The organism is Variovorax boronicumulans (genome assembly GCF_040544675.1).
Lineage (GTDB): Bacteria > Pseudomonadota > Gammaproteobacteria > Burkholderiales > Burkholderiaceae_C > Variovorax > Variovorax boronicumulans_D.
This window is the reverse complement of sequence record NZ_JBEPKK010000011.1, coordinates 91,847-110,749: the sequence shown is the minus strand read 5'-3', so window position 1 is coordinate 110,749 and position 18,903 is coordinate 91,847. Positions and strand designations below refer to the sequence as shown.

The following is an 18,903-nucleotide window of genomic DNA, read 5'->3' as shown; positions in this document are numbered from 1 at the left end:
AAGACCGAAAACCCAAATGACAGAGACAAGCCCCGTCACCGGCCTCCTGCTCACCGGAGGCGGCGCACGGGCGGCCTACCAGGTCGGCGTGCTCGAAGCCATTGCCGACATGCGCCGCGCCGCCGGCCCGGCCGCGGGCACGGGCAACCCCTTTCCCGTGATCACCGGCACCTCCGCCGGCGCGATCAACGCCGCGGCGCTGGCTTGCGGGGCCGACGACTTCGACCATGTGGTGGCGCACATCGCCAAGGTCTGGAGCGAGTTCCGCGCCGAACAGGTGTACCGCGCCGATTCACTCTCGGTCATCGGCAGCGGCGCGCGCTGGCGCATGCTGCTCGGCCTGGGTCGCTTTGCGGCCAACTGGATGCGCATCAAGCCGAAGTCGCTGCTGGACAACGCGCCGCTGGCCGACCTGCTACGCCGCATGGTGCCGCTGGACCGCCTGCCGCAGCTCATGCAGCAGGGCCACATCCAGGCGCTGGCCGTGACCGCGTCCAGCTACAGCTCGGGCGAACACGTCACCTTCTTCGAGGCGGCCAGGCCGATGGAACCCTGGGTGCGCTCGCAGCGGCTGTCGGTGCGCGACCGCATCACGCATTCGCATCTGCTGGCCTCCTCGGCCATCCCTTTCGTGTTCCCCGCCACGGCCCTGCCGATGCAGGGCCACACCGAGTACTTCGGCGACGGCTCGATGCGCCAGTCGGCGCCCATCGCGGCCGCCATCCACCTGGGCGCCGAGCGCATCCTGGTGATCGGCGCGGGCCGCATGCACGAGCCGCGCGAAACCGTTGCGCCCAACACCCACAGCGGCTACCCGACGATGGCGCAGATCGCGGGCCATGCGCTGTCGAGCATCTTTCTCGATGCGCTGGCGGTGGACATCGAGCGCCTGCGCCGCATCAACCACACGCTGGGGCTGATTCCCGAAGCGGCGCGCGCATCGAGTTCGCTGCGCCCGCTCGACCTGCTGGTCATCGCGCCCTCGGAGCGCCTGGACGTGATCGCAGCGCGGCATGTGGACGCGCTGCCGGGCACGGTGCGGCATCTGCTGGGCGGCTCGAAGGTGGCGGCCGATGTGAAGGGCGGCGCGCTCGCGAGCTACCTGCTGTTCGAATCGGGCTACACGCGCGAACTCATGGCACTGGGGCGGGCCGATGCGATGAAGCAGCAGGGCGAAGTGCTGCGGTTCTTCGGGTGGAATGCGGCGTAGGAGCGCTGCGGCTCGGGGTGGCCTGCGCGGCACATCTTGCGCAATGCAGACCGCCGTATTTCATGAAAAGTAGATCGTCAGGATGGGAAACAGGACGAGAAACGCGAGGAAGCAGAGGGCATATACGGCCATGCCCGCACCGACCGCGAGGTAAGGCACCAACGCGGCGAATCGCCTGAGTGCATCGGCGGCGCGATGGCCTCGCGGAAAGAGCGCGGCGACAAGCAGGGAGAGCACGATCAGCGCGACGGCCACGCCGACCAGGACGGCAACGCCGGTCAGCATCAGCGAGAGTTTCGGTGTCATTCGCTGGGCAAGACAACGCAGTTCAGGCGTCGCATGAAACGGGCGTGGCCAACCGGCGTGCTCAACCGGCGTCTGAAATTCCCAGCTCCGAACACACCCGCCCCACCAGCGCCTTCAGCGATGCCAGCTCGGCTTCGAGCCGCGCCACGTTGGCCTTGAGCGCCGCCACTTCGCCGAGCGACGCGTCGTGCGAGGCATAAGCCCCCTCGCCCGACGCGCCAGCCGGCCCGGCCACCTCTTCCGCGGGCGCTCCGCTGAGCAGATGCGCCCAGCGGCTCTCGCGCGCGCCGGGCAGCCGCGCCAGCTTCACCACCAGCGCACCGGCCGGCCGCTCGGACAGCTCGTCCAGAAAGCCCTCAACCGACGAGATGTCCGCGAAGTTGTGCATGCGGTCGCAGGCAATGCGCAGTTCGCCGGCCGTTTGCGGCCCGCGCAGCATCAGCACGGTGAGCAGGATGACCGACTGCGAGGGGATGCGCAGCACGCGGTCGATGTTGTGTTCGTAGCGGAAGGCGCGGCCGCCGCTGCTTTCCGCCACGAGGCTGTAGCCCTTCAGGCTGTCGATGGCCGACTGGATCTGCGCCTCGGTGAGTTCGAGCACCGGGTTGCGGCTGGTCTTCTGGTTGCAGCCCGACACCAGCGAATTGAGCGTGAGCGGGTAGCTGTCGGGCACGGTGCGCTGCTTTTCGGCCAGCACGCCGAGCACGCGGGTTTCGAGGAGGGACAGGATGGGCAGCGGTGTGGACATGGCTCAGCAACAGGATTCGGAAGTGAAAACGCAAGGCGGCGACGACGGATTCATGGCAACGCCACACCGAGTATCGGCCCCAGGTCGCGCACGAAGTCGCTGCGCCGCAAGGCGGTCGAATACAGCGCCGACACCGTGCCGTCGAGGTACAGGGCATCGCGGCAGTGCAGCACATCGCGAAAGTAGAGCGCGAAATCGTGAAAGTTCACCGGCGTCTCGCTCATCACGAAGATCGCCGTGTGGCCCGACACGCCCACGCCGTTGCGGATCTTGCGGGAGTCGGAATTCGGAATGAACGCCGGGTGCAGCACGCCGTGGCGCAGCAGCAGCGGGCCGGATTGCGTGGCCAGCTGGATACCGCTTTTCTTTGCCAATGCCGGGTACTCGGACGACTCGATCACCCGCGGTCCGGCATCGGAAACCAGGAACACCCCGTTCGGCTTCAGGAAGAAGTTGCCCGCACCGCTCGCCAGGTTGAGCGGCGCTTCTTCGCGGCCGTTGCGCACGACCAGGCCGACCGGCGAAAAGTCGGCGTGGTACATGCCGGCGTTGACCGCGAAGACGAGCTGCCGGTCGTGCGCCTTCAGCCAGGCTTCCAGGCGGTCGAAGCGCTTGAAGGCCAGGCCCGTGTCGTCGTTGAGGAACAGCTCGAGCTTTTCGGTGCGAAGGTCGACCTTGACCACCGTGTAGCGCGCGTTCGTCGCATCGGCGGCATCGGCCGCAACGGTTGCGCAGCTCGCGAGGAAGACGGCCAGAAAGACGGTCAGCAGAGGCAGCAGCCTTCTCATGCCGCCCCTCCGGTCAACCGCCGTGGATGCGGCTGACCAGTGCCTTGGTGAAGGCGGCGGTGTTCGCCGTGCCGCCCAGGTCGCCGGTGCGCACGTTGTCGATGTTCAGCGTCTGGTCGATGGCCGTGCGCAGGCGCGCGGCCAGCTCGGGCATCTTGGTGTGGTCCAGCATCATCGCGGCCGCCAGCAGCAGCGCGGTGGGGTTGGCGATGCCCTTGCCGGCGATGTCGGGCGCCGAGCCGTGCACGGCCTCGAAGATCGCCGCATCGGTGCCGATGTTCGCGCCCGGCGCCATGCCCAGCCCGCCGACCAGCCCGGCCACCAGGTCGGACAGGATGTCGCCGAACAGGTTGGTGGTCACCAGCATGTCGAACTGCCAGGGGTTGAGCACCAGCTTCATCGCGCAGGCGTCCACGATGATCGAGTCGAGCTCGAACTTGCCCTTGTACTTTTCCTCGTAGAGCTGCAGGCCGGTTTCCAGGAAGAGGCCCGTGAGCACCTTCATGATGTTGGCCTTGTGCACCAGCGTGACCTTCTTGCGGCCGGTGGCAATGGCGGTCTCGAACGCGTATTCGAGCACCCGGCGGCAGCCCTGCCGCGTGTTGATGCCGGTGGCCATGCCCACGGCATGCGGGTCGTTGTCGATGCGCACGTAGTGCTCGTGGCCGATGTAGAGGCCCTCGAGGTTCTCGCGCACGATCATCAGGTCGATCTTCTCGAAGCGGCCGCCCGGAATGATGGTGCGCGCCGGGCGCAGGTTGGCGTACAGCTGGAATTCTTCGCGCAGCCGCACGTTCGACGAGCGGTAGCCGCCGCCCGAAGGCGTCTCCAGCGGGCCCTTCAGGGCGAGGCGGGTGGTGCGGATGCTGTCCAGCGTGGCCTGCGGCAGCGGATCGCCCGAAGTCTTGACGCCGCCCAGGCCGGCGATCTGGGTGTCCCAGGCGAAGGGCGCCTTCAGCGCATCGAGCGCGGCCAGGGTGGCGTCGACGATTTCGGGGCCGATGCCATCGCCGGGGATGAGGGTTGCGGGAATGGGGGTGGTCATCGGCAGATCTCGCTTTGCTGTATCGGGGGCTGGAGCATACGTCGCGCGCGAGACAGTGCCGATGAACCCTGCTCAAGGCACTTGCTGCCTCAGGTGTTTGCGGTAGGCGAAGGTGCCGATGACGCCCTGCCCGTAGTAGTAGGCAAAGACCAGTGTCGAGACTGCGGTGCCAGCGTTGAAGATGCCCATCCGGTACATCCAAAACCTCGAGTAGAGGAAATAAAGGAACATGAGCACCGCGCAGACACGGCTCTTCTTGTAGATGCCGAAGGCCATCGCGGCAATGAACACGACGTCAATCAGTTGGTACAAGCCGATGCCGAGCACACTGGTGCCCGCCAGCGCAACCCCGACAAAGATGAGTGTGAGCGTCGCAGAGGCCAAGCCGAGGATCCAGGCGTTGCGGATCTTCTTGAGGATCGCGGCGGGCACTTCGGGTGCCACCACGGGCAGCAGCACTTCCGCGCCAGGCGGTGCGAAACGATCGTCGGACATGGCTCCCTTCCTCCCTGTTTTGAGTGGGCGGGACTGTATCCGCTGAGCAATGCGGCGTCCATCCGCCTCGCGCGGCCCGAGCCGCCCGCCCGGCAAGGCGATCGCACCGAACATCCCGCAGCCCTAAAATGCCCGGTTCCGTCCGCCCGCCACTCCCGAAAGCGCCCTCCCCGATGTCCGCCCCGCGCAAGCTCTTCGTCACCACCGCCCTGCCGTACGCCAACGGCAAGTTCCACATCGGCCACATGATGGAATACATCCAGGCCGACATCTGGGTGCGGAACCAGCGAATGAACGGTGCCGAGGTCAACTTCGTGTGCGCCGACGACGCGCACGGCGCGGCCATCACCATCGCGGCCGACAAGGCCGGCGTGACGCCGCAGGCCTTCGTGGCCGAGATCGCTGCGGGCCGCAAGCCGTATCTCGACGGCTACTACATCTCCTTCGACAACTGGCACTCGACCGACGCGCCCGAAAATCACCAGCTCGCGCAGGACATCTACCGCGACCTGCGCACCGCCGGCCTCATCGAAACCAAGAGCGTCGAACAGTTCTACGACCCTGAAAAGGGCATGTTCCTGGCCGACCGTTTCATCAAGGGCGAGTGCCCCAACTGCCATTCGAAGGACCAGTACGGCGACAACTGCGAGGTGTGCGGCGCCGTGTACGCGCCCACCGAACTGATCAACCCCTACTCGGCACTGTCGGGCGCCAAGCCTGAGCTGCGCAGCTCGGACCACTTCTTCTTCAAGCTGTCGGACCCGCGCTGCGAGGCCTACCTGAAGGAATGGACCGCCGCCCCCGGCCATGTGCAGTCCGAAGTGCAGAACAAGATCCGCGAGTGGCTCTACAAGGACGATGAAGGCAAGGGCGGCCTGGGCGACTGGGACATCAGCCGCGACGCGCCCTACTTCGGCATCGAGATTCCCGACGCGCCGGGCAAGTACTTCTACGTGTGGCTCGACGCGCCTGTGGGCTACCTGGCGTCGCTCAAGAACCTGCTGGACAAGCGCTGCATCGAACTGGGCGGCGACGGCATCTCGTACACCGAGTACATGGCCGACCCCGACCTGGAGCAGGTGCACTTCATCGGCAAGGACATCATCACCTTCCACACGCTGTTCTGGCCCGCGATGCTGCACTTCAGCGGCCGCAAGGCGCCCGACGCGGTGTACGTGCACGGCCACCTCACGGTGAGCGGCGAGAAGATGAGCAAGAGCCGCGGCACCGGCATCGACCCGCTCAAGTACCTGTCGATCGGCCTGGACCCCGAATGGCTGCGCTACTACATCGCGGCCAAGCTCAACGGCCGCAACGAAGACATCGACTTCAACCCCGAGGACTTCGTCGCGCGCGTCAACAGCGACCTCGTGGGCAAGTACATCAACATCGCGAGCCGCGCGGCGGGCTTCATCGGCAAGCGCTTCGGCGGCCAGCTGGGCGAGGTGTCGGGCGATGGCGAAACGCTGCTGTCGGCGCTGCGTGCGGCCGCGCCCCAGGTGCAGTCGCTCTACGATGGCCGAGACTACGCACGCGCGCTGCGCGAAGTGATGGCGCTGGCCGACAAGGTGAACGAATACGTCGACCAGAACAAGCCCTGGGAACTGGCCAAGAAGGAAGGCGCCGAGGCGCGCCTGCACGACGTGTGCACCGTGTGCATCGAGGCCTTCCGTCTGCTCACGCTGTACCTGAAGCCGGTGCTGCCGGCCCTCGCCGTGAATGTCGAGGCCTTCCTCAAGATCTCGCCGCTGGTCTGGTCCGATGCCGCGCAGGCGCTGCCGTCGGGCCACGCCATCGGCGACTACAAGCACCTGATGCAGCGCGCCGACGCCAAGATGGTCGACAAGCTGTTCGACGCACCCGAACCGGTGGCCGCTGCCGCCGTGGAAGCCGCGACGGATGCGCTGCCGGGCGGCGAAGCCATCGCCCCGACCATCACCATCGACGACTTCGTGAAGATCGACCTGCGCATCGCAAAGATCGTGAATTGCGAGAAGGTCGAAGGCTCGACCAAGCTGCTGCGCCTGACGCTCGATGCGGGCGAAGGCAAGACCCGCAACGTGTTCAGCGGCATCGCCTCGGCCTACCAGCCCGAGCAGCTCGTGGGCAAGCTCACCGTGCTGGTCGCCAACCTCGCTCCGCGCAAGATGAAGTTCGGCATCAGCGAAGGCATGGTGCTGGCCGCGAGCCACGGCGACGAAAAGGCCAACCCGGGCATCCACGTGCTCGAACCCTGGCCGGGCGCGACGCCGGGCATGCGGGTCCGCTGACCTGACCGATCGAGGAGACCACCCCATGCTGCTGCGCGCGCTTGTCCTGTTGTCGCTTGCCGCCGCGTTGAGCGGCTGCGCGGTGGTCACGGTCGCCGGCACCGCGGTGAGCGTGGGCGCCAGCGCGGTCGGCCTGGCAGCCGATGCGGCCATCGGCACCGCGCGCATCACCGGCAAGGCCGTGGGTGCGGCCGCCGACGCGGTGATTCCCGACAGCGACTGAAAACAAGGGCCTGAAGCGCGCCTCAGCGCGGCAGGCCCAGTTGTGCGATATGCGCGGGCGTGTGCCGGGCCTTTTCCTTGCGGACGAACGCCGAGCGCAAGGCCGCGTGCGGCTCGCCGGGGTCGAAGAAATTGCGGCGCATGTGGGTCAGCTCTTCGTCGCGGTAGCGCTGCAGGGGCTTCACCGATTCGTCTTCTGCGCGCTGGGCCTGCTTCTTTCCGATGCGTGCGGCCAGGTCGGGCGACGCCGCGAGCTGCGTGGCCAGCCGCATCACTTCATCGCCCAGCTCTTCGGGCGCCGCCTGCAACACGCGTTCCGCCATGCCGAGTTCGACCGCGCGCCGGGCGCTGACCGGCAGCGCCGATTGCGTGAGCCGCTGCGCCTGACTCTCGCCCACGCGGCGCGGCAGGGTGTAGGTCCAGTATTCGGAGCCGTAGAGGCCCATGAGCGTGTAATGCGGGTTGAGGATGGCGCCGTCCCTGCACCACACCTCGTCCGCCGCCAGCGCGAGCATCACGCCGCCCGCTGCGGCATTGCCACCCAATGCCGATACCGTGAGCCGGTCGGTGGTGGTGAGCACCGCCTCGACCAGGTCGTTCATTGCGTGGATATTGGCCCACGATTCCTCGGCCGGGTCCGCCGCAGCCTCGATCACGTTGAGGTGGATGCCGTTCGAGAAAAAATCGCGCAGTCCGCCCAGCACCAGCACCGACGTGGGCCGCGTGCAGGCGAAGCGATAGGCCGCCAGCAGACGTCGACATTGCACCGTGTTCATCGCGCCGCCGGGGAACGAGAAATTCAGCACGCCGACCGCTCCGCTCTCGCTGTAGCGCATGTCCGTCCAGGTGCGGCGCGCGGCGGGCAGTTGCAGCGGTGCGGGCACTCCGGGCAGGCCGGCGGGCAGCAGGCCGCCGAGCGCGTCGACGGCGGGGAGCTTGACGCTGGCCAGCCCCGAGCCTGGGGCGCGCCAGGGGCGCAGCTGGGCGATCCACACCGCGCCGTCCGTCGTGGCGCGGCAGACGGCGCCGGCGCGCGTGGCGATCAGCTCGCCGGGTGCGCCGCGCAGTTCGTCTTCGGGGCATGCGCCGTGCAGGTACCACTGCGCACCGAGCAGGTCGTCGAGCACGCCGGGTTGCGAATCGGCCGCACGCAGCTGGCGCAGCACCGCGTCGGTCGAGGCCGTGGCCCAGTCGATGCGACGCTCCGCCTGCTTCATGAAGGGCCGCCAGCCGGCCGCGAGGTCGGCCGCCTTCTGCCGCTTGGGCTTGTACGTGCCCGAGGCGAATCGCTCGACCGCGAGCAGCACCGCGTCGATGGCGGCATCGGCCACCTCGCCGCGGTAGAGATCGCTCTTGCCGGCCAGCGGCGGCACCTTGAGCGGCGACCAGGCCCAGACATCGCCCGCATCCATCTCGGCCACGGCCGCGAGCACGGTGACGCCCCAGCTCTCGGTGCCGCCCTGCAGCGTCCAGTCGAGCGAGGACGGCCCGCGGTCGCCCGGCGGGCCGGGATGGACGATCAGGCAGGTGTGGGCGGTCCAGATGTCCTCGGGGATCGCGGTGGTCAGCATCGGCGCCACGATGAGCTGGGGCGCATGCACGCGCACCGCGTCGCGCAGCGCCTCGTCGTCACCGAGGGCCAGCTCCACGCCGACCGTGTGGCCGCGATCCTGGAGCTCGACCAGAACCCTTTGTGTCAGGCTGTTGAACGCGCTCGCGACAAGCAGGATGTGCATCGGGCCGGCCCTCGGTAATTTTGGTTTCAAAATGTCAATTAATGTGAAAACTGTATCTGCAACCCTTCATTTGGATAAGTTGATCGAAAGTACGCAGCCGCGCTGCAGGTGCCACCTGTCGGCCAGGCCTGTGAGCCGCAAGCCACAATGAGCCACCCATGCAATCGCTCCTGAACCTCACCCGCTTCCGCCCCCGCCTGATGGACGCGATGGCGGACTACGACAGGGCGCGCTTCTTCAAGGACCTGGGTGCGGGCGCCACGGTCGGCATCGTGGCGCTGCCGCTGGCCATGGCCTTTGCCATCGCCTCGGGGCTCAAGCCCGAGGCCGGCATCTGGACCGCGATCATCGCGGGCTTCCTGATATCGCTCCTGGGCGGCTCGGCGGTGCAGATCGGCGGGCCGGCCGGCGCCTTCATCGTGATCGTCTACGGCATCGTCGAGCGCTACGGCGTGGCGAACCTGCTGATTTCCACCGCCTGCGCCGGCGTGCTGCTGTTCGCGGCAGGGCTCTTCGGGCTGGGGCGGCTGGTGCGCTTCGTGCCGCTGTCGATCGTGGTGGGCTTCACCAACGGCATCGCGGTGCTGATCCTGCTGTCGCAGCTGAAGGACCTGCTCGGGCTCTCGGTCGAAAAAATGCCGGCCGACGTGTTCTCGCAGCTGCATGCGATGGCGCTGCAGATCGGCACCTTCAACCCGTATGCCTTCGCGCTCGGGCTGACCTGCGTGGCCGGGTTGCTGCTGTGGCCGCTGCTGCTGCGCGAGGAATCGAAGGTGGGGCAAGCGGTGCACCGGCTGGCGGGCCGGTTGGCGCGGGCACGCGCGGTGCAGCTGGCCGCGCGCATCCCGGGGCCCATCGTCGCGCTGGTCACGCTCACGCTGGTGTCATGGGGCTTCGCGCTGCCGGTGGAAACCATCGGCACCCGCTTCGGCGGCATTCCCGAGGGCGTGCCGGCCTTCGCGTTGCCCGATTTTTCCTGGGAAACGGTCAAGCAGTTGGTCGCGCCCACGCTCACCATCGCGCTGCTCGGCGCCATCGAATCGCTGCTGTGCGCTCGCGTGGCGGACCAGATCAGCGGCCAGCCGCGCCACGATCCGAACCAGGAGCTGATGGCGCAGGGCATCGCCAACATCGTCACGCCCTTCTTCGGCGGCATGCCGGCCACCGGCACCATCGCGCGCACCGTCACCAACATCCGCTCGGGCGGCAGCTCGCCGATTGCGGGCATCGTGCATGCGGTGACGCTCGCGGTGGTGGTGCTGCTCGCTGCGCCGCTCGCGCGCCATGTGCCGCTCGCGGTGCTGGCGGGCATCCTGGTGTTCGTGGGCCTGAACATGGGCGAGTGGCGCGAGTTCACGCCCACGCAGTTGCGGCACTTCAGCCGGCACTACCGGCTGCTGATGCTCGGCACGTTCTTCCTTACTGTGGTTTTCGACCTGACGGTGGCGGTGCAGGCGGGCATGGTGCTGGCGTGCGCCCTTTTCATCCGGCGCATGAGCGGGCTTTTCAGCGTCGAGTTGGAGACGCTGCAGCCGCCGGTGCTGGTCTACCGGATCTATGGCGCGCTGTTCTTCGGCGCGGCGGCCAAGCTCGATGAAGCGGTGAACGCGGCCGAACGCGCGCCGCGCGGCATGACGGTGGTGCTCGACGCCACGCACCTGATCTACCTGGACGCCACAGGCGTCGACGCGCTGCGCCAGTTGCACCGCGCGGTGCTGGCGCGCGACGGGCTGCTGCGGCTGGAATCGCTGCAGCCCCAGCCGCGCGAGGTGATCGAGCGCTCGGGCTTTGCGGAAGAGTTGGCGGCCGGAAGGCCGCACGCGGCCGAAGGCTAGTTCGCTTCGGTCGCCCGGTCGGGCGACGAGCCGCTGCGCACCACGCGCTGGTCGTCGTTCAGCGTGGCGGTGAACACCATCGGCGAATTCGGCGGCTGCACCCAGCGCCACTCCCATTCGGTCTCGCGCTTGAGCGCGTAGGGGGTGACCCTGGCGGGTTTGCCGAGCAGCTTTCGCAGGTCTTCCATCATCATCCCGGGCTGCACCCTGGCGAAGTTCTCGGGCGTGAGCACCTGGCGCAACGCGCTCATCTTGCCGTCGCGGCCGATGGTGATCATGTAGTTCTTCTGGCCCTGGGGCTGGCGGTTGTATTCGAAGATGCGGCCGCCGTTCGGGGCTTCCCACACGTTCTCGGGCTCGCCGAAACGGGTGCGCACATCGGCCTCGGTCGCGACGCCTTCTTCCAGTTCGGCGATGCGCTGGTTGTCGCAACCCGCCAGCCCGATCACCGCCGCCAGCAAGGCCGTTGCCATACCGATCCGCCACTGTTGCCGATGTCCCATGCCGTCCCCGGTAAAATTCCGTCTACAAAGGTCCAGTCTATGTCCATCTTCCGCCGCCCCCACTACTCTTCCGAGATCACCAATTTCATCGAGGAGATGAAAGAAAAGAAGCCGACGCTGGAAGCCGAACAGCGCGCCGGCCGCGCCCTTCTCTGGGACAAGAACCTCGACCGCAGCCTGCTCGAGGAATACAGCGAAGCGCGCGTGCCGCAGCAGCCGTACGTGTACCAGACCCAAGTCAAGTAAATGGTGCCTTCCCGGCATCCTTCGCCCGTGCAGCTTGCGCCCGTCGCTATTGAATCGATAGCGGCAGCCCCATGAGACGCGACGAGGACAACGACACGCCCGTGATGGCGATGCCCGAGGTGGTCGACCAGGTCGCGCTCGCCAGGCTCTACGGCGAGCCGCTGTTCGCGATGCCGAAGGACCTGTACATCCCGCCCGAGGCGTTGCAGGTGTTCCTGGAGGCCTTCGAGGGGCCGCTGGACCTGCTGCTCTACCTGATCAGGAAGCAGAACTTCAACATCCTCGACATCCCGATGGCGGGGCTCACGCGGCAATACCTGAGCTACGTCGACGAGATTCGCCAGACGAATCTCGAACTCGCGGCCGAGTATCTGCTGATGGCCGCGATGCTGATCGAGATCAAGTCGCGCATGCTGCTGCCGCCCAAGAAGGTGGCCGACGGCGAAGAAGCCGAAGACCCGCGCGCCGAACTCGTGCGCCGCCTGATGGAGTACGAGCAGACCAAGCTGCAGGCCGCCGCCATCAACGCGCTGCCGACCTACGGGCGCGATTTCTGGAAGGGGCAGGTCTACATCGAGCAGTCGCTCAAGCCGCGCTTTCCCGACGTGAACGTGATCGACCTGCGCGATGCGTGGGCCGACATCATGAAGCGCGCCAAGCTCGTGCAGCACCACAAGATTTCGCGCGAAGAACTCAACGTGCGCGAGCACATGAGCATCGTGCTGCGCCACCTGCAGGGGCAGCGCTTCGTGGAATTCGAAAAACTCTTCGACGTCTCGCGCGGCGCGCCCGTGCTGATCGTCACCTTCATCGCGATGCTCGAACTCGCGAAGGAAACGCTGATCGACATCACGCAGGCGGAAGCCTTCGCGCCGATCTACGTGCGGCTGGCGTATTCCCCCGCCTGACTCCACGACCGAGGATTCCGCCGTGCACGATTTCGACGTCCTCATCGTCGGCAGCGGTCTCGCCGGCCTCTCGGCCGCGCTGCACCTGGCGCCCACGCACCGCGTGGCGGTGCTCACCAAGCGCGCGCTGAGCGACGGCTCCAGCGCCTGGGCACAGGGCGGCATCGCTGCGGTGCTGGCCGCGGGCGACAGCTTCGACGCGCATGTGGAAGACACGCTCGTTGCCGGCGCGGGCCTCTGCGACCCTGAGGCCACGCGCTTCGTCGTGGAGCACGCGCCCGAGGCCATCGGCTGGCTGCGCGAACTGGGTGTGCCGTTTTCCGAGGAAGGCGGCGGACTTCACCTGACGCGCGAGGGGGGCCACAGCCAGCGCCGCATCGTGCATGTGACCGACGCCACCGGCGCGGCCGTGCAGCAGGTGCTGATCGAGCGGGTGCGCCGCACGCCGAACATCACGCTCTTCGAGCACCACACGCTGGTCGACCTGATGACCGGCACCAAGCTCGGGCTGCACGACCCGGCTTGCGTAGGCCTCTACGCGCTGAACGACGCCACCAGCGAGGTGCTGAGCTTCCGCGCGCCGCACACCATCCTGGCGACGGGCGGCGCGGGCAAGGTCTACCTCTACACGACCAACCCCGACACGGCCACCGGCGATGGCATCGCCGCGGCCTGGCGCGCGGGCTGCCGGGTGTCGAACATGGAGTTCATCCAGTTCCACCCCACCTGTCTTTATCACCCGCACGCCAAGTCGTTCCTGATCAGCGAAGCGGTGCGCGGCGAAGGCGGCCTGCTCAAGCTGCCCGAATCGGCAGGAGGCACGCGCTTCATGCCAAAGCACGACGAGCGCGCCGAACTCGCACCGCGCGACGTGGTGGCCCGCGCCATCGACTTCGAGATGAAGAAGCACGGCCTGGACTGCGTGCACCTCGATATCTCGCACCAGCCCGCCGCGTTCCTGCAAGAGCACTTTCCCAACATCCTCGCGCGCTGCGCCGAGTTGGGCATCGACATCACGCGCGAGCCCATTCCCGTGGTGCCGGCCGCGCACTACACCTGCGGCGGCGTGCTCAGCGACCTTGCCGGCCGCACCGACGTGCCCGGCCTCTACGCCATCGGCGAGACCGCCTGCACGGGCCTGCACGGCGCCAATCGCCTGGCCAGCAATTCGCTGGTCGAGTGCATGGTGTTCGCGCGCGCCGCTGCAACGGCGATTGCCGCAGCCCCAGCGCACGGCCGCGTCGACCTCCCCGCATGGGACGCGAGCCGCGTCACCGATGCCGACGAGGCGGTGGTCATCTCGCACAACTGGGACGAGCTGCGCCGCTTCATGTGGGACTACGTCGGCATAGTCCGCACCAACAAGCGACTGGAGCGCGCGAGCCACCGCATCGCGCTGCTGCAGGCCGAGATCCAGGAGTTCTATGCGAACTTCCACGTCACGCGCGACCTCCTGGAGTTGCGCAACCTGGTCCAGGTGGCCGAGCTGATCGTGCGCTCGGCACAGGCCCGCCACGAAAGCCGCGGGCTGCATTTCAGCCGCGACTATCCTTCGCTCGCCGAACCGACGGCGCCCACCGTGCTGGTGCCGCGGCCGGACTGACGAACCACCCAGTTCGCGTTTTTCTTCACTCAAGGATGCCCGGCCACCGACGCCCGCAGGGAGAAACCCAACCATGTCGAACACCACCATCACCCCGCCGCCAGAGACCATGCCCGCGTCGCCCTACGGCACGCTGCCGCCCGCCTCCACGCCCGCCTCGCGCAAGCCCGTGAGCCTGCCGCGCCTGGCCGACATGCATGCGCGCGGCGAAAGGATCTCGATGCTCACCGCCTACGACGCCACCTTCGCTGCCATGGCCGATGCAGCGGGCGTCGATTGCCTGCTGGTGGGCGATTCGCTCGGCATGGTCTGCCAGGGCCTCGCCAGCACCGTGGGCGTGAGCCTGGAGACCATGCGCTATCACACCGACAGCGTCTCGCGCGGCCTGCGCCGGGTGCAGGGCACGGCCTGGCTGATCGCCGACCTGCCCTTCGGCAGCTACCAGGAATCGCGCGAGCAGGCGCTGCGCAGCGCCACGGTGCTGATGCAGGCGGGCGCACACATGGTCAAGCTCGAAGGCGGCGGCTGGACCACCGAGACGGTGCGCTTCCTGGTCGAGCGCGGCATTCCGGTGTGCGCGCACCTGGGCCTGACGCCGCAGACCGTGCATGCGCTGGGCGGCTACCGGGTGCAGGGCAAGGGCGATGCCGGCGCGCTGCTCAAGCAGCACGCGCATGCGCTGCAGGACGCAGGCGCCACGATGCTGGTGCTGGAGATGGTGCCGGCCGCGCTGGCCGCCGAGCTCACCGCCGAACTGAAGCACTGCGCCACCATCGGCATCGGCGCGGGCAAGGCCACCGCCGGCCAGGTGCTGGTGTTGCACGACATGCTGGGCATCAACCTCGGGAAGATGCCGAAGTTCGTGCGCAACTTCATGGCCGATTCTTCCAGCATCGCCGAGGCCCTCGCGGCCTATGTGCGCGCGGTGAAGGACGGCAGCTTCCCCGACGATCAACTCCACGCCTGGTAAGGAACCGACCATGTACATCGCACACACCATCGCCGAGCTGCGCGACCATCTGGCCGCCTACAAGCGCCCCGCTTTCGTCCCCACCATGGGCAACCTGCACGACGGCCACATCGCGCTGATCACACAGGCCAGGCCGCTCGGCGACGTGACGGTGGCGAGCATCTTCGTCAACCGCCTGCAGTTCTTGCCGCACGAGGACTTCGACACCTATCCACGCACCTGGGACAGCGACTGCGACAAGCTGCGCGCGGCCGGTTGCGACGTGCTGTTCGCGCCCGACGAGAAAGCGCTCTACCCCGAGCCGCAGACCTGCAAGGTGCACCCCGATCCGGCGCTGGCGGACATTCTCGAAGGCCACTTTCGCCCCGGCTTCTTCATCGGCGTGTGCACCGTGGTGATGAAGCTCTTCACCTGCGTGCAGCCGCGCGTGGCGGTCTTCGGCAAGAAGGACTACCAGCAGCTGATGATGATCCGCCACATGGTGCGGCAGTTTGCGCTGCCCATCGACATCGTCGGCAGTGAAACCTTCCGCGCCGACGACGGGCTCGCGCTGTCGTCGCGCAATGGTTACCTGAGCGAGACAGAGCGCGCGGAGGCGGTGCAACTCTCGAAGGCGCTGAAGTCGATGGCCGCGGCCGTGCAGTCGGGCGAACGCGATCTGGCCGCGATCGAGGCGCGCGCCATGCAGACGCTGACGGAGCGCGGCTGGCAACCGGACTACCTCGTGCTGCGGCGCCGCGCCGACCTGCAGGCGCCCAGCTTCAACCTGCCTGGCGAACCGCTCGTGGCCCTGGCAGCGGCCAAGCTGGGCAGCACCCGGCTCATCGACAACCTGGAAATCGGCACGCCTTCTTCATGAGCTACAGCGTCAAGGAAATCTTCTACACCCTGCAGGGCGAAGGCGGCCAGGCAGGCATGCCGGCCGTGTTCTGCCGCTTCGCGGGCTGCAACCTCTGGACGGGCCGCGAGGAAGACCGCGCCAATGCCGTCTGCCGTTTCTGCGACACCGATTTCGTGGGCACCGACGGCACGCTGGGCGGCAAGTTCAAGACCGCCGACCTGCTCGCCGACACCATCGCCGCGCAATGGCCCGCGAACGATGCCGAGCATCGGCTGGTGGTACTGACGGGCGGCGAGCCGCTCTTGCAGGTGGATGCCGCGCTGGTCGATGCGCTGCATGCGCGGCACTTTCGCATCGCGGTGGAAAGCAACGGCACCGTCGTCGCGCCCGAGGGCATCGACTGGCTCTGCATCAGCCCCAAGGCCGGCGCGCCGTGGGTGCAGCAGCGCGGGCAAGAGCTGAAACTGGTGTGGCCGCAGACCGAATTCGACCTCGACACGATGGCCCGCACGGGTGAATTCACCCACCGCTTCCTGCAACCCATGGACGGACCCGACCGCGTGGCCAACACCGAACTCTGCATCGCCGAATGCATGCGCCAGCCGGCGTGGCGCCTCAGCGTGCAGACCCACAAGATCACTGGCATCAGATAGCCGCTCGCCTGTTATGCGCTTCACCATCAGCCAACGCTTTTTCTTCGATGCCGCTCACACGCTCAAGCGGGAGATCGAAGTGGAAGGCAGCCGCCGTATCCACGGCCACACGTACCACGCCGAAGTCTGGCTTGCGGGGGAGCGCGATCCGGTCACCGGGATGGTGATCGACCTTGGGTTGCTGCGGCGACGGCTCGAAGATGTGCGCGAGCTGCTGGACCATCACCTGCTGGATGACGTGGCGGGACTGCATCCGCCGACGCTGGAGAACCTGTGCGTGTTCATTGCGGAGGCGCTGCCGGAGTTCCGCGCCTCGCTCGCGCGGGTGCGCGTCTGGCGCGAGGCACTGGGCGACAGCTGCACGCTGGAGTTCTAGCCTTTACTCCCTCTCCCCTTGGGGAGAGGGTTGGGGTGAGGGTCAACGGCAATCAACGCCGCGCGATGTTGTAAGGCCCCACCCTCACCCTGCCCTCTCCCCAAGGGGAGAGGGGACAACGCCTCAGGCCGCGCCGATGCCGGCGACCAGACTACCGGGCGCTTGCCCGTTCTTCAGGCCCGCAGTGAACGCCAGCATCCGGTCGATCGGCACCCGCGCCCGCAGGCCCAACGGGGGATCGACGTGGATTTCGCCCGCCCCCGTTTCCAGCGCATTCGCCAGCTCCACCAGCCCATTCATCGCCATCCACGGGCAGTGCGCGCAGCTCTTGCAGGTGCCGCCGTTGCCGGCCGTCGGCGCCTCGATGAAAGTCTTGCCCGGGTTCAGCGTGCGCAGCTTGTGCAGCATGCCGGTGTCGGTCGCAACGATGAACTCCTTCGCGTCCAGGCGCTGCGCCGCGTTCAGGATCGCCGAGGTCGAACCGACCGCATCGGCCAGCGCGATCACATCGGCCGGCGACTCCGGGTGCACCAGCACCTTCGCAGACGGATGTTCCTTCATGAGCAGTTCAAGTTCGAGCGCCTTGAACTCGTCATGCACGATGCAGGCGCCGTTCCAGCTGACCATGTCCGCGCCGGTCTGGCGCTGGATGTAGTCGCCCAGATGGCGGTCGGGGCCCCAGAGAATCTTCTGGCCCGCCGCGTGCAGCGCATTCACCACGTCGAGCGCGCAGCTCGAGGTGACCAGCCAGTCGGCGCGCGCCTTCACGGCCGCGCTGGTGTTGGCGTAGACGACCACGGTGCGGTCGGGATGCGCGTCGCAGAAGGCGCTGAATTCATCGATCGGGCAGCCCAGGTCCAGCGAGCAGTTCGCATCCAGGTCGGGCATCAGCACGCGCTTTTCGGGCGAGAGGATCTTGGAGGTTTCGCCCATGAAGCGCACGCCCGACACCACCAGCGTGGTGGCGGCGTGGTCGCGGCCGAAGCGCGCCATCTCCAGCGAATCGCTCACGATGCCGCCGGTTTCCTCGGCCAGGTCCTGCAGGTCGGGATGCACGTAGAAGTGCGACACCATCACTGCATTGCGCTCGCGCAGCAGGCGCCGGATGCGGTCTTTCAGCGCAATGCGCTGGTCGGGCGACGGCTCGGCGGGCACGCGTGCCCAGGCATGGCGGGTGTCGCAGGCGGCGCCCTCCGCGGCGGGCTGTTCGTAGTCGACATCGATGACGGAAACGGTCGTCATGGGCGAAAGCTCAGTGGTCGGCCTGGAAGCGCATCGAATAGTCGATGGCCTTCACGTCCTTGGTCAGCGCGCCGACCGAGATGCGGTCCACACCGGTTTCAGCCAGCGCGCGCAGGCCGTCGAGCGTCACACCGCCGGAAATTTCGAGGATCGCCTTGCGCTCGCCGGCCGCGTCGTTGATGCGCACCGCCTCGCGCAGCGTGGGAAGGCCCATGTTGTCGAGCAGCACCATGCGCGCGCCGGCGTCCAGCGCCTCCTGCAGCTGGGCCAGCGTTTCGACCTCGACCTCGACGAAGGCCGCCTGCGAGGCCACCGGCGCCACGGCGCGCAGGGCGGCGGCGACACCGCCGGCCGCGGCGATGTGGTTTTCCTTGATGAGCACCGCGTCGTAGAGGCCGATGCGGTGGTTGAGGCCCCCGCCGGTGCGCACCGCGTATTTCTGCGCGAGGCGCAGGCCCGGCAAAGTCTTGCGGGTGTCCACGATGCGGGCGCGCGTGCCTTGGACGGCTTCGGCATACAGCGCGGTCTTGGTGGCGACCGCACTGAGCAGTTGCAGGAAATTGAGCGCCGTGCGCTCGGCCGTCAGCAGCGCGCGGGCGGTGCCTTCGATCTCCAGCACGGTCTGGTCGGCCGCGCAGCGTTCGCCTTCGGCGCAGAGCCAGGTGATGCGCGCTTGCGGATCGAGCTGGCGCAGCGTCGCTTCGACCCACGGCGCGCCGCACACCACGGCGGATTCGCGCGCCAGCACGCGGGCGCGGGCCTTGCGAGTCGGATCGACCAGTGAAGCGGTCAGGTCGCCGTCGGCGACGTCTTCCTGCAATGCGCGGATGGCATCGAAGAGGGCCAGCGCGGCCACGGCCGACGCTGAAAAATCGAAGCGAAGGCTCATGGCGCTTTCTTTGTCTC

20 protein-coding genes are annotated in these 18,903 nt (G+C 67.6%); 11 read left to right on the top strand and 9 right to left on the bottom strand.

Going from position 1 to position 18,903, the window contains the following annotated elements; translation table 11 throughout:
• The first annotated feature begins 16 nt into the window (after positions 1 to 16).
• Positions 17 to 1,210: a patatin-like phospholipase family protein gene (locus ABIC90_RS19480; RefSeq protein WP_354356906.1), complete on the top strand. Its 1,194-nt coding sequence runs from the start codon at positions 17 to 19 to the stop codon at positions 1,208 to 1,210.
• Between the two features lie 60 nt (positions 1,211 to 1,270).
• Here ABIC90_RS19480 and ABIC90_RS19475 read toward each other — a convergent pair whose 3' ends face one another.
• From ABIC90_RS19475 to ABIC90_RS19455, 5 genes are all read right to left on the bottom strand, one after another.
• Positions 1,271 to 1,516 (bottom strand): hypothetical protein, encoded by a 246-nt coding sequence (locus tag ABIC90_RS19475; protein ID WP_354356904.1) that lies wholly within the window; start codon positions 1,514 to 1,516, stop codon positions 1,271 to 1,273.
• Between the two features lie 61 nt (positions 1,517 to 1,577).
• On the bottom strand, positions 1,578 to 2,264 hold the full coding sequence (locus ABIC90_RS19470) for a YceH family protein (protein ID WP_354356902.1): 687 nt from the start codon (positions 2,262 to 2,264) through the stop codon (positions 1,578 to 1,580).
• Positions 2,265 to 2,314: 50 nt separating this feature from the next.
• A complete protein-coding gene (locus ABIC90_RS19465; protein ID WP_354356900.1) occupies positions 2,315 to 3,052 on the bottom strand; it encodes a phosphodiester glycosidase family protein in 738 nt (245 codons plus the stop codon).
• Between the two features lie 13 nt (positions 3,053 to 3,065).
• The gene (locus ABIC90_RS19460; RefSeq protein ID WP_354356898.1) at positions 3,066 to 4,097 is read right to left on the bottom strand and encodes an isocitrate/isopropylmalate dehydrogenase family protein; all 1,032 of its coding nucleotides are present in this window, start codon (positions 4,095 to 4,097) and stop codon (positions 3,066 to 3,068) included.
• Positions 4,098 to 4,169: 72 nt separating this feature from the next.
• Positions 4,170 to 4,592, bottom strand: coding sequence for a hypothetical protein (locus ABIC90_RS19455; protein WP_354356896.1), 423 nt, complete (start codon positions 4,590 to 4,592; stop codon positions 4,170 to 4,172).
• A gap of 173 nt (positions 4,593 to 4,765) precedes the next feature.
• Between ABIC90_RS19455 and metG the strand changes: the two genes are divergently transcribed.
• Together metG and ABIC90_RS19445 are read left to right on the top strand one after the other, a co-directional pair.
• Positions 4,766 to 6,862 carry a methionine--tRNA ligase gene (metG, locus tag ABIC90_RS19450; protein ID WP_354356894.1) on the top strand — a complete coding sequence of 699 codons (2,097 nt, stop codon included), beginning with the start codon at positions 4,766 to 4,768 and terminating at the stop codon, positions 6,860 to 6,862.
• 25 nt (positions 6,863 to 6,887) lie between these two features.
• Positions 6,888 to 7,085, top strand: a complete 198-nt coding sequence (locus ABIC90_RS19445; RefSeq protein ID WP_354356891.1) for a hypothetical protein — start codon at positions 6,888 to 6,890, stop codon at positions 7,083 to 7,085.
• 22 nt (positions 7,086 to 7,107) lie between these two features.
• Here the strand turns inward: ABIC90_RS19445 and ABIC90_RS19440 are convergent, their stop codons facing one another.
• On the bottom strand, positions 7,108 to 8,820 hold the full coding sequence (locus tag ABIC90_RS19440) for a hydrogenase maturation protein (protein WP_354356889.1): 1,713 nt from the start codon (positions 8,818 to 8,820) through the stop codon (positions 7,108 to 7,110).
• Positions 8,821 to 8,978: 158 nt separating this feature from the next.
• Here ABIC90_RS19440 and ABIC90_RS19435 point away from each other — a divergent pair, with 158 nt between their 5' ends.
• On the top strand, positions 8,979 to 10,655 hold the full coding sequence (locus ABIC90_RS19435) for a SulP family inorganic anion transporter (RefSeq protein WP_354356887.1): 1,677 nt from the start codon (positions 8,979 to 8,981) through the stop codon (positions 10,653 to 10,655).
• Here ABIC90_RS19435 and ABIC90_RS19430 read toward each other — a convergent pair.
• Positions 10,652 to 11,128 carry an outer membrane protein assembly factor BamE gene (locus ABIC90_RS19430; RefSeq protein ID WP_354356885.1) on the bottom strand — a complete coding sequence of 159 codons (477 nt, stop codon included), beginning with the start codon at positions 11,126 to 11,128 and terminating at the stop codon, positions 10,652 to 10,654. The genes ABIC90_RS19435 and ABIC90_RS19430 overlap by 4 nt on opposite strands.
• 69 nt (positions 11,129 to 11,197) lie before the next feature.
• On the opposite strand from ABIC90_RS19430, the gene ABIC90_RS19425 reads away from it, so the two are divergent.
• The 7 genes from ABIC90_RS19425 to ABIC90_RS19395 all read left to right on the top strand — a co-directional run bounded on the left by ABIC90_RS19425 (position 11,198) and on the right by ABIC90_RS19395 (position 16,755).
• Positions 11,198 to 11,404: a DUF3460 family protein gene (locus ABIC90_RS19425; protein ID WP_354356883.1), complete on the top strand. Its 207-nt coding sequence runs from the start codon at positions 11,198 to 11,200 to the stop codon at positions 11,402 to 11,404.
• Between the two features lie 71 nt (positions 11,405 to 11,475).
• Positions 11,476 to 12,312 carry a segregation and condensation protein A gene (locus tag ABIC90_RS19420; protein ID WP_354356881.1) on the top strand — a complete coding sequence of 279 codons (837 nt, stop codon included), beginning with the start codon at positions 11,476 to 11,478 and terminating at the stop codon, positions 12,310 to 12,312.
• 22 nt (positions 12,313 to 12,334) lie between these two features.
• Complete coding sequence (gene nadB / locus ABIC90_RS19415; protein ID WP_354356879.1) at positions 12,335 to 13,915, top strand: L-aspartate oxidase; 1,581 nt, start codon at positions 12,335 to 12,337, stop codon at positions 13,913 to 13,915.
• Between the two features lie 73 nt (positions 13,916 to 13,988).
• Positions 13,989 to 14,885 carry a 3-methyl-2-oxobutanoate hydroxymethyltransferase gene (gene panB, locus ABIC90_RS19410; protein WP_354356877.1) on the top strand — a complete coding sequence of 299 codons (897 nt, stop codon included), beginning with the start codon at positions 13,989 to 13,991 and terminating at the stop codon, positions 14,883 to 14,885.
• A 10-nt stretch (positions 14,886 to 14,895) separates the two neighbouring features.
• Complete coding sequence (gene panC, locus ABIC90_RS19405; RefSeq protein WP_354356875.1) at positions 14,896 to 15,744, top strand: pantoate--beta-alanine ligase; 849 nt, start codon at positions 14,896 to 14,898, stop codon at positions 15,742 to 15,744.
• Entirely contained in the window at positions 15,741 to 16,379 is a 639-nt protein-coding gene (queE, locus tag ABIC90_RS19400; RefSeq protein WP_354356873.1) for a 7-carboxy-7-deazaguanine synthase, read from the top strand. The genes panC and queE overlap by 4 nt, the downstream gene beginning before the upstream one ends.
• Before the next feature lie 13 nt (positions 16,380 to 16,392).
• Positions 16,393 to 16,755 (top strand): 6-carboxytetrahydropterin synthase, encoded by a 363-nt coding sequence (locus ABIC90_RS19395; RefSeq protein WP_354356871.1) that lies wholly within the window; start codon positions 16,393 to 16,395, stop codon positions 16,753 to 16,755.
• 123 nt (positions 16,756 to 16,878) lie between these two features.
• Here ABIC90_RS19395 and nadA read toward each other — a convergent pair whose 3' ends face one another.
• A complete protein-coding gene (gene nadA, locus ABIC90_RS19390; protein WP_354356869.1) occupies positions 16,879 to 17,997 on the bottom strand; it encodes a quinolinate synthase NadA in 1,119 nt (372 codons plus the stop codon).
• 10 nt (positions 17,998 to 18,007) lie between these two features.
• Positions 18,008 to 18,886: a carboxylating nicotinate-nucleotide diphosphorylase gene (gene nadC, locus ABIC90_RS19385; RefSeq protein ID WP_354356867.1), complete on the bottom strand. Its 879-nt coding sequence runs from the start codon at positions 18,884 to 18,886 to the stop codon at positions 18,008 to 18,010.
• Positions 18,887 to 18,903: the final 17 nt, after the last annotated feature.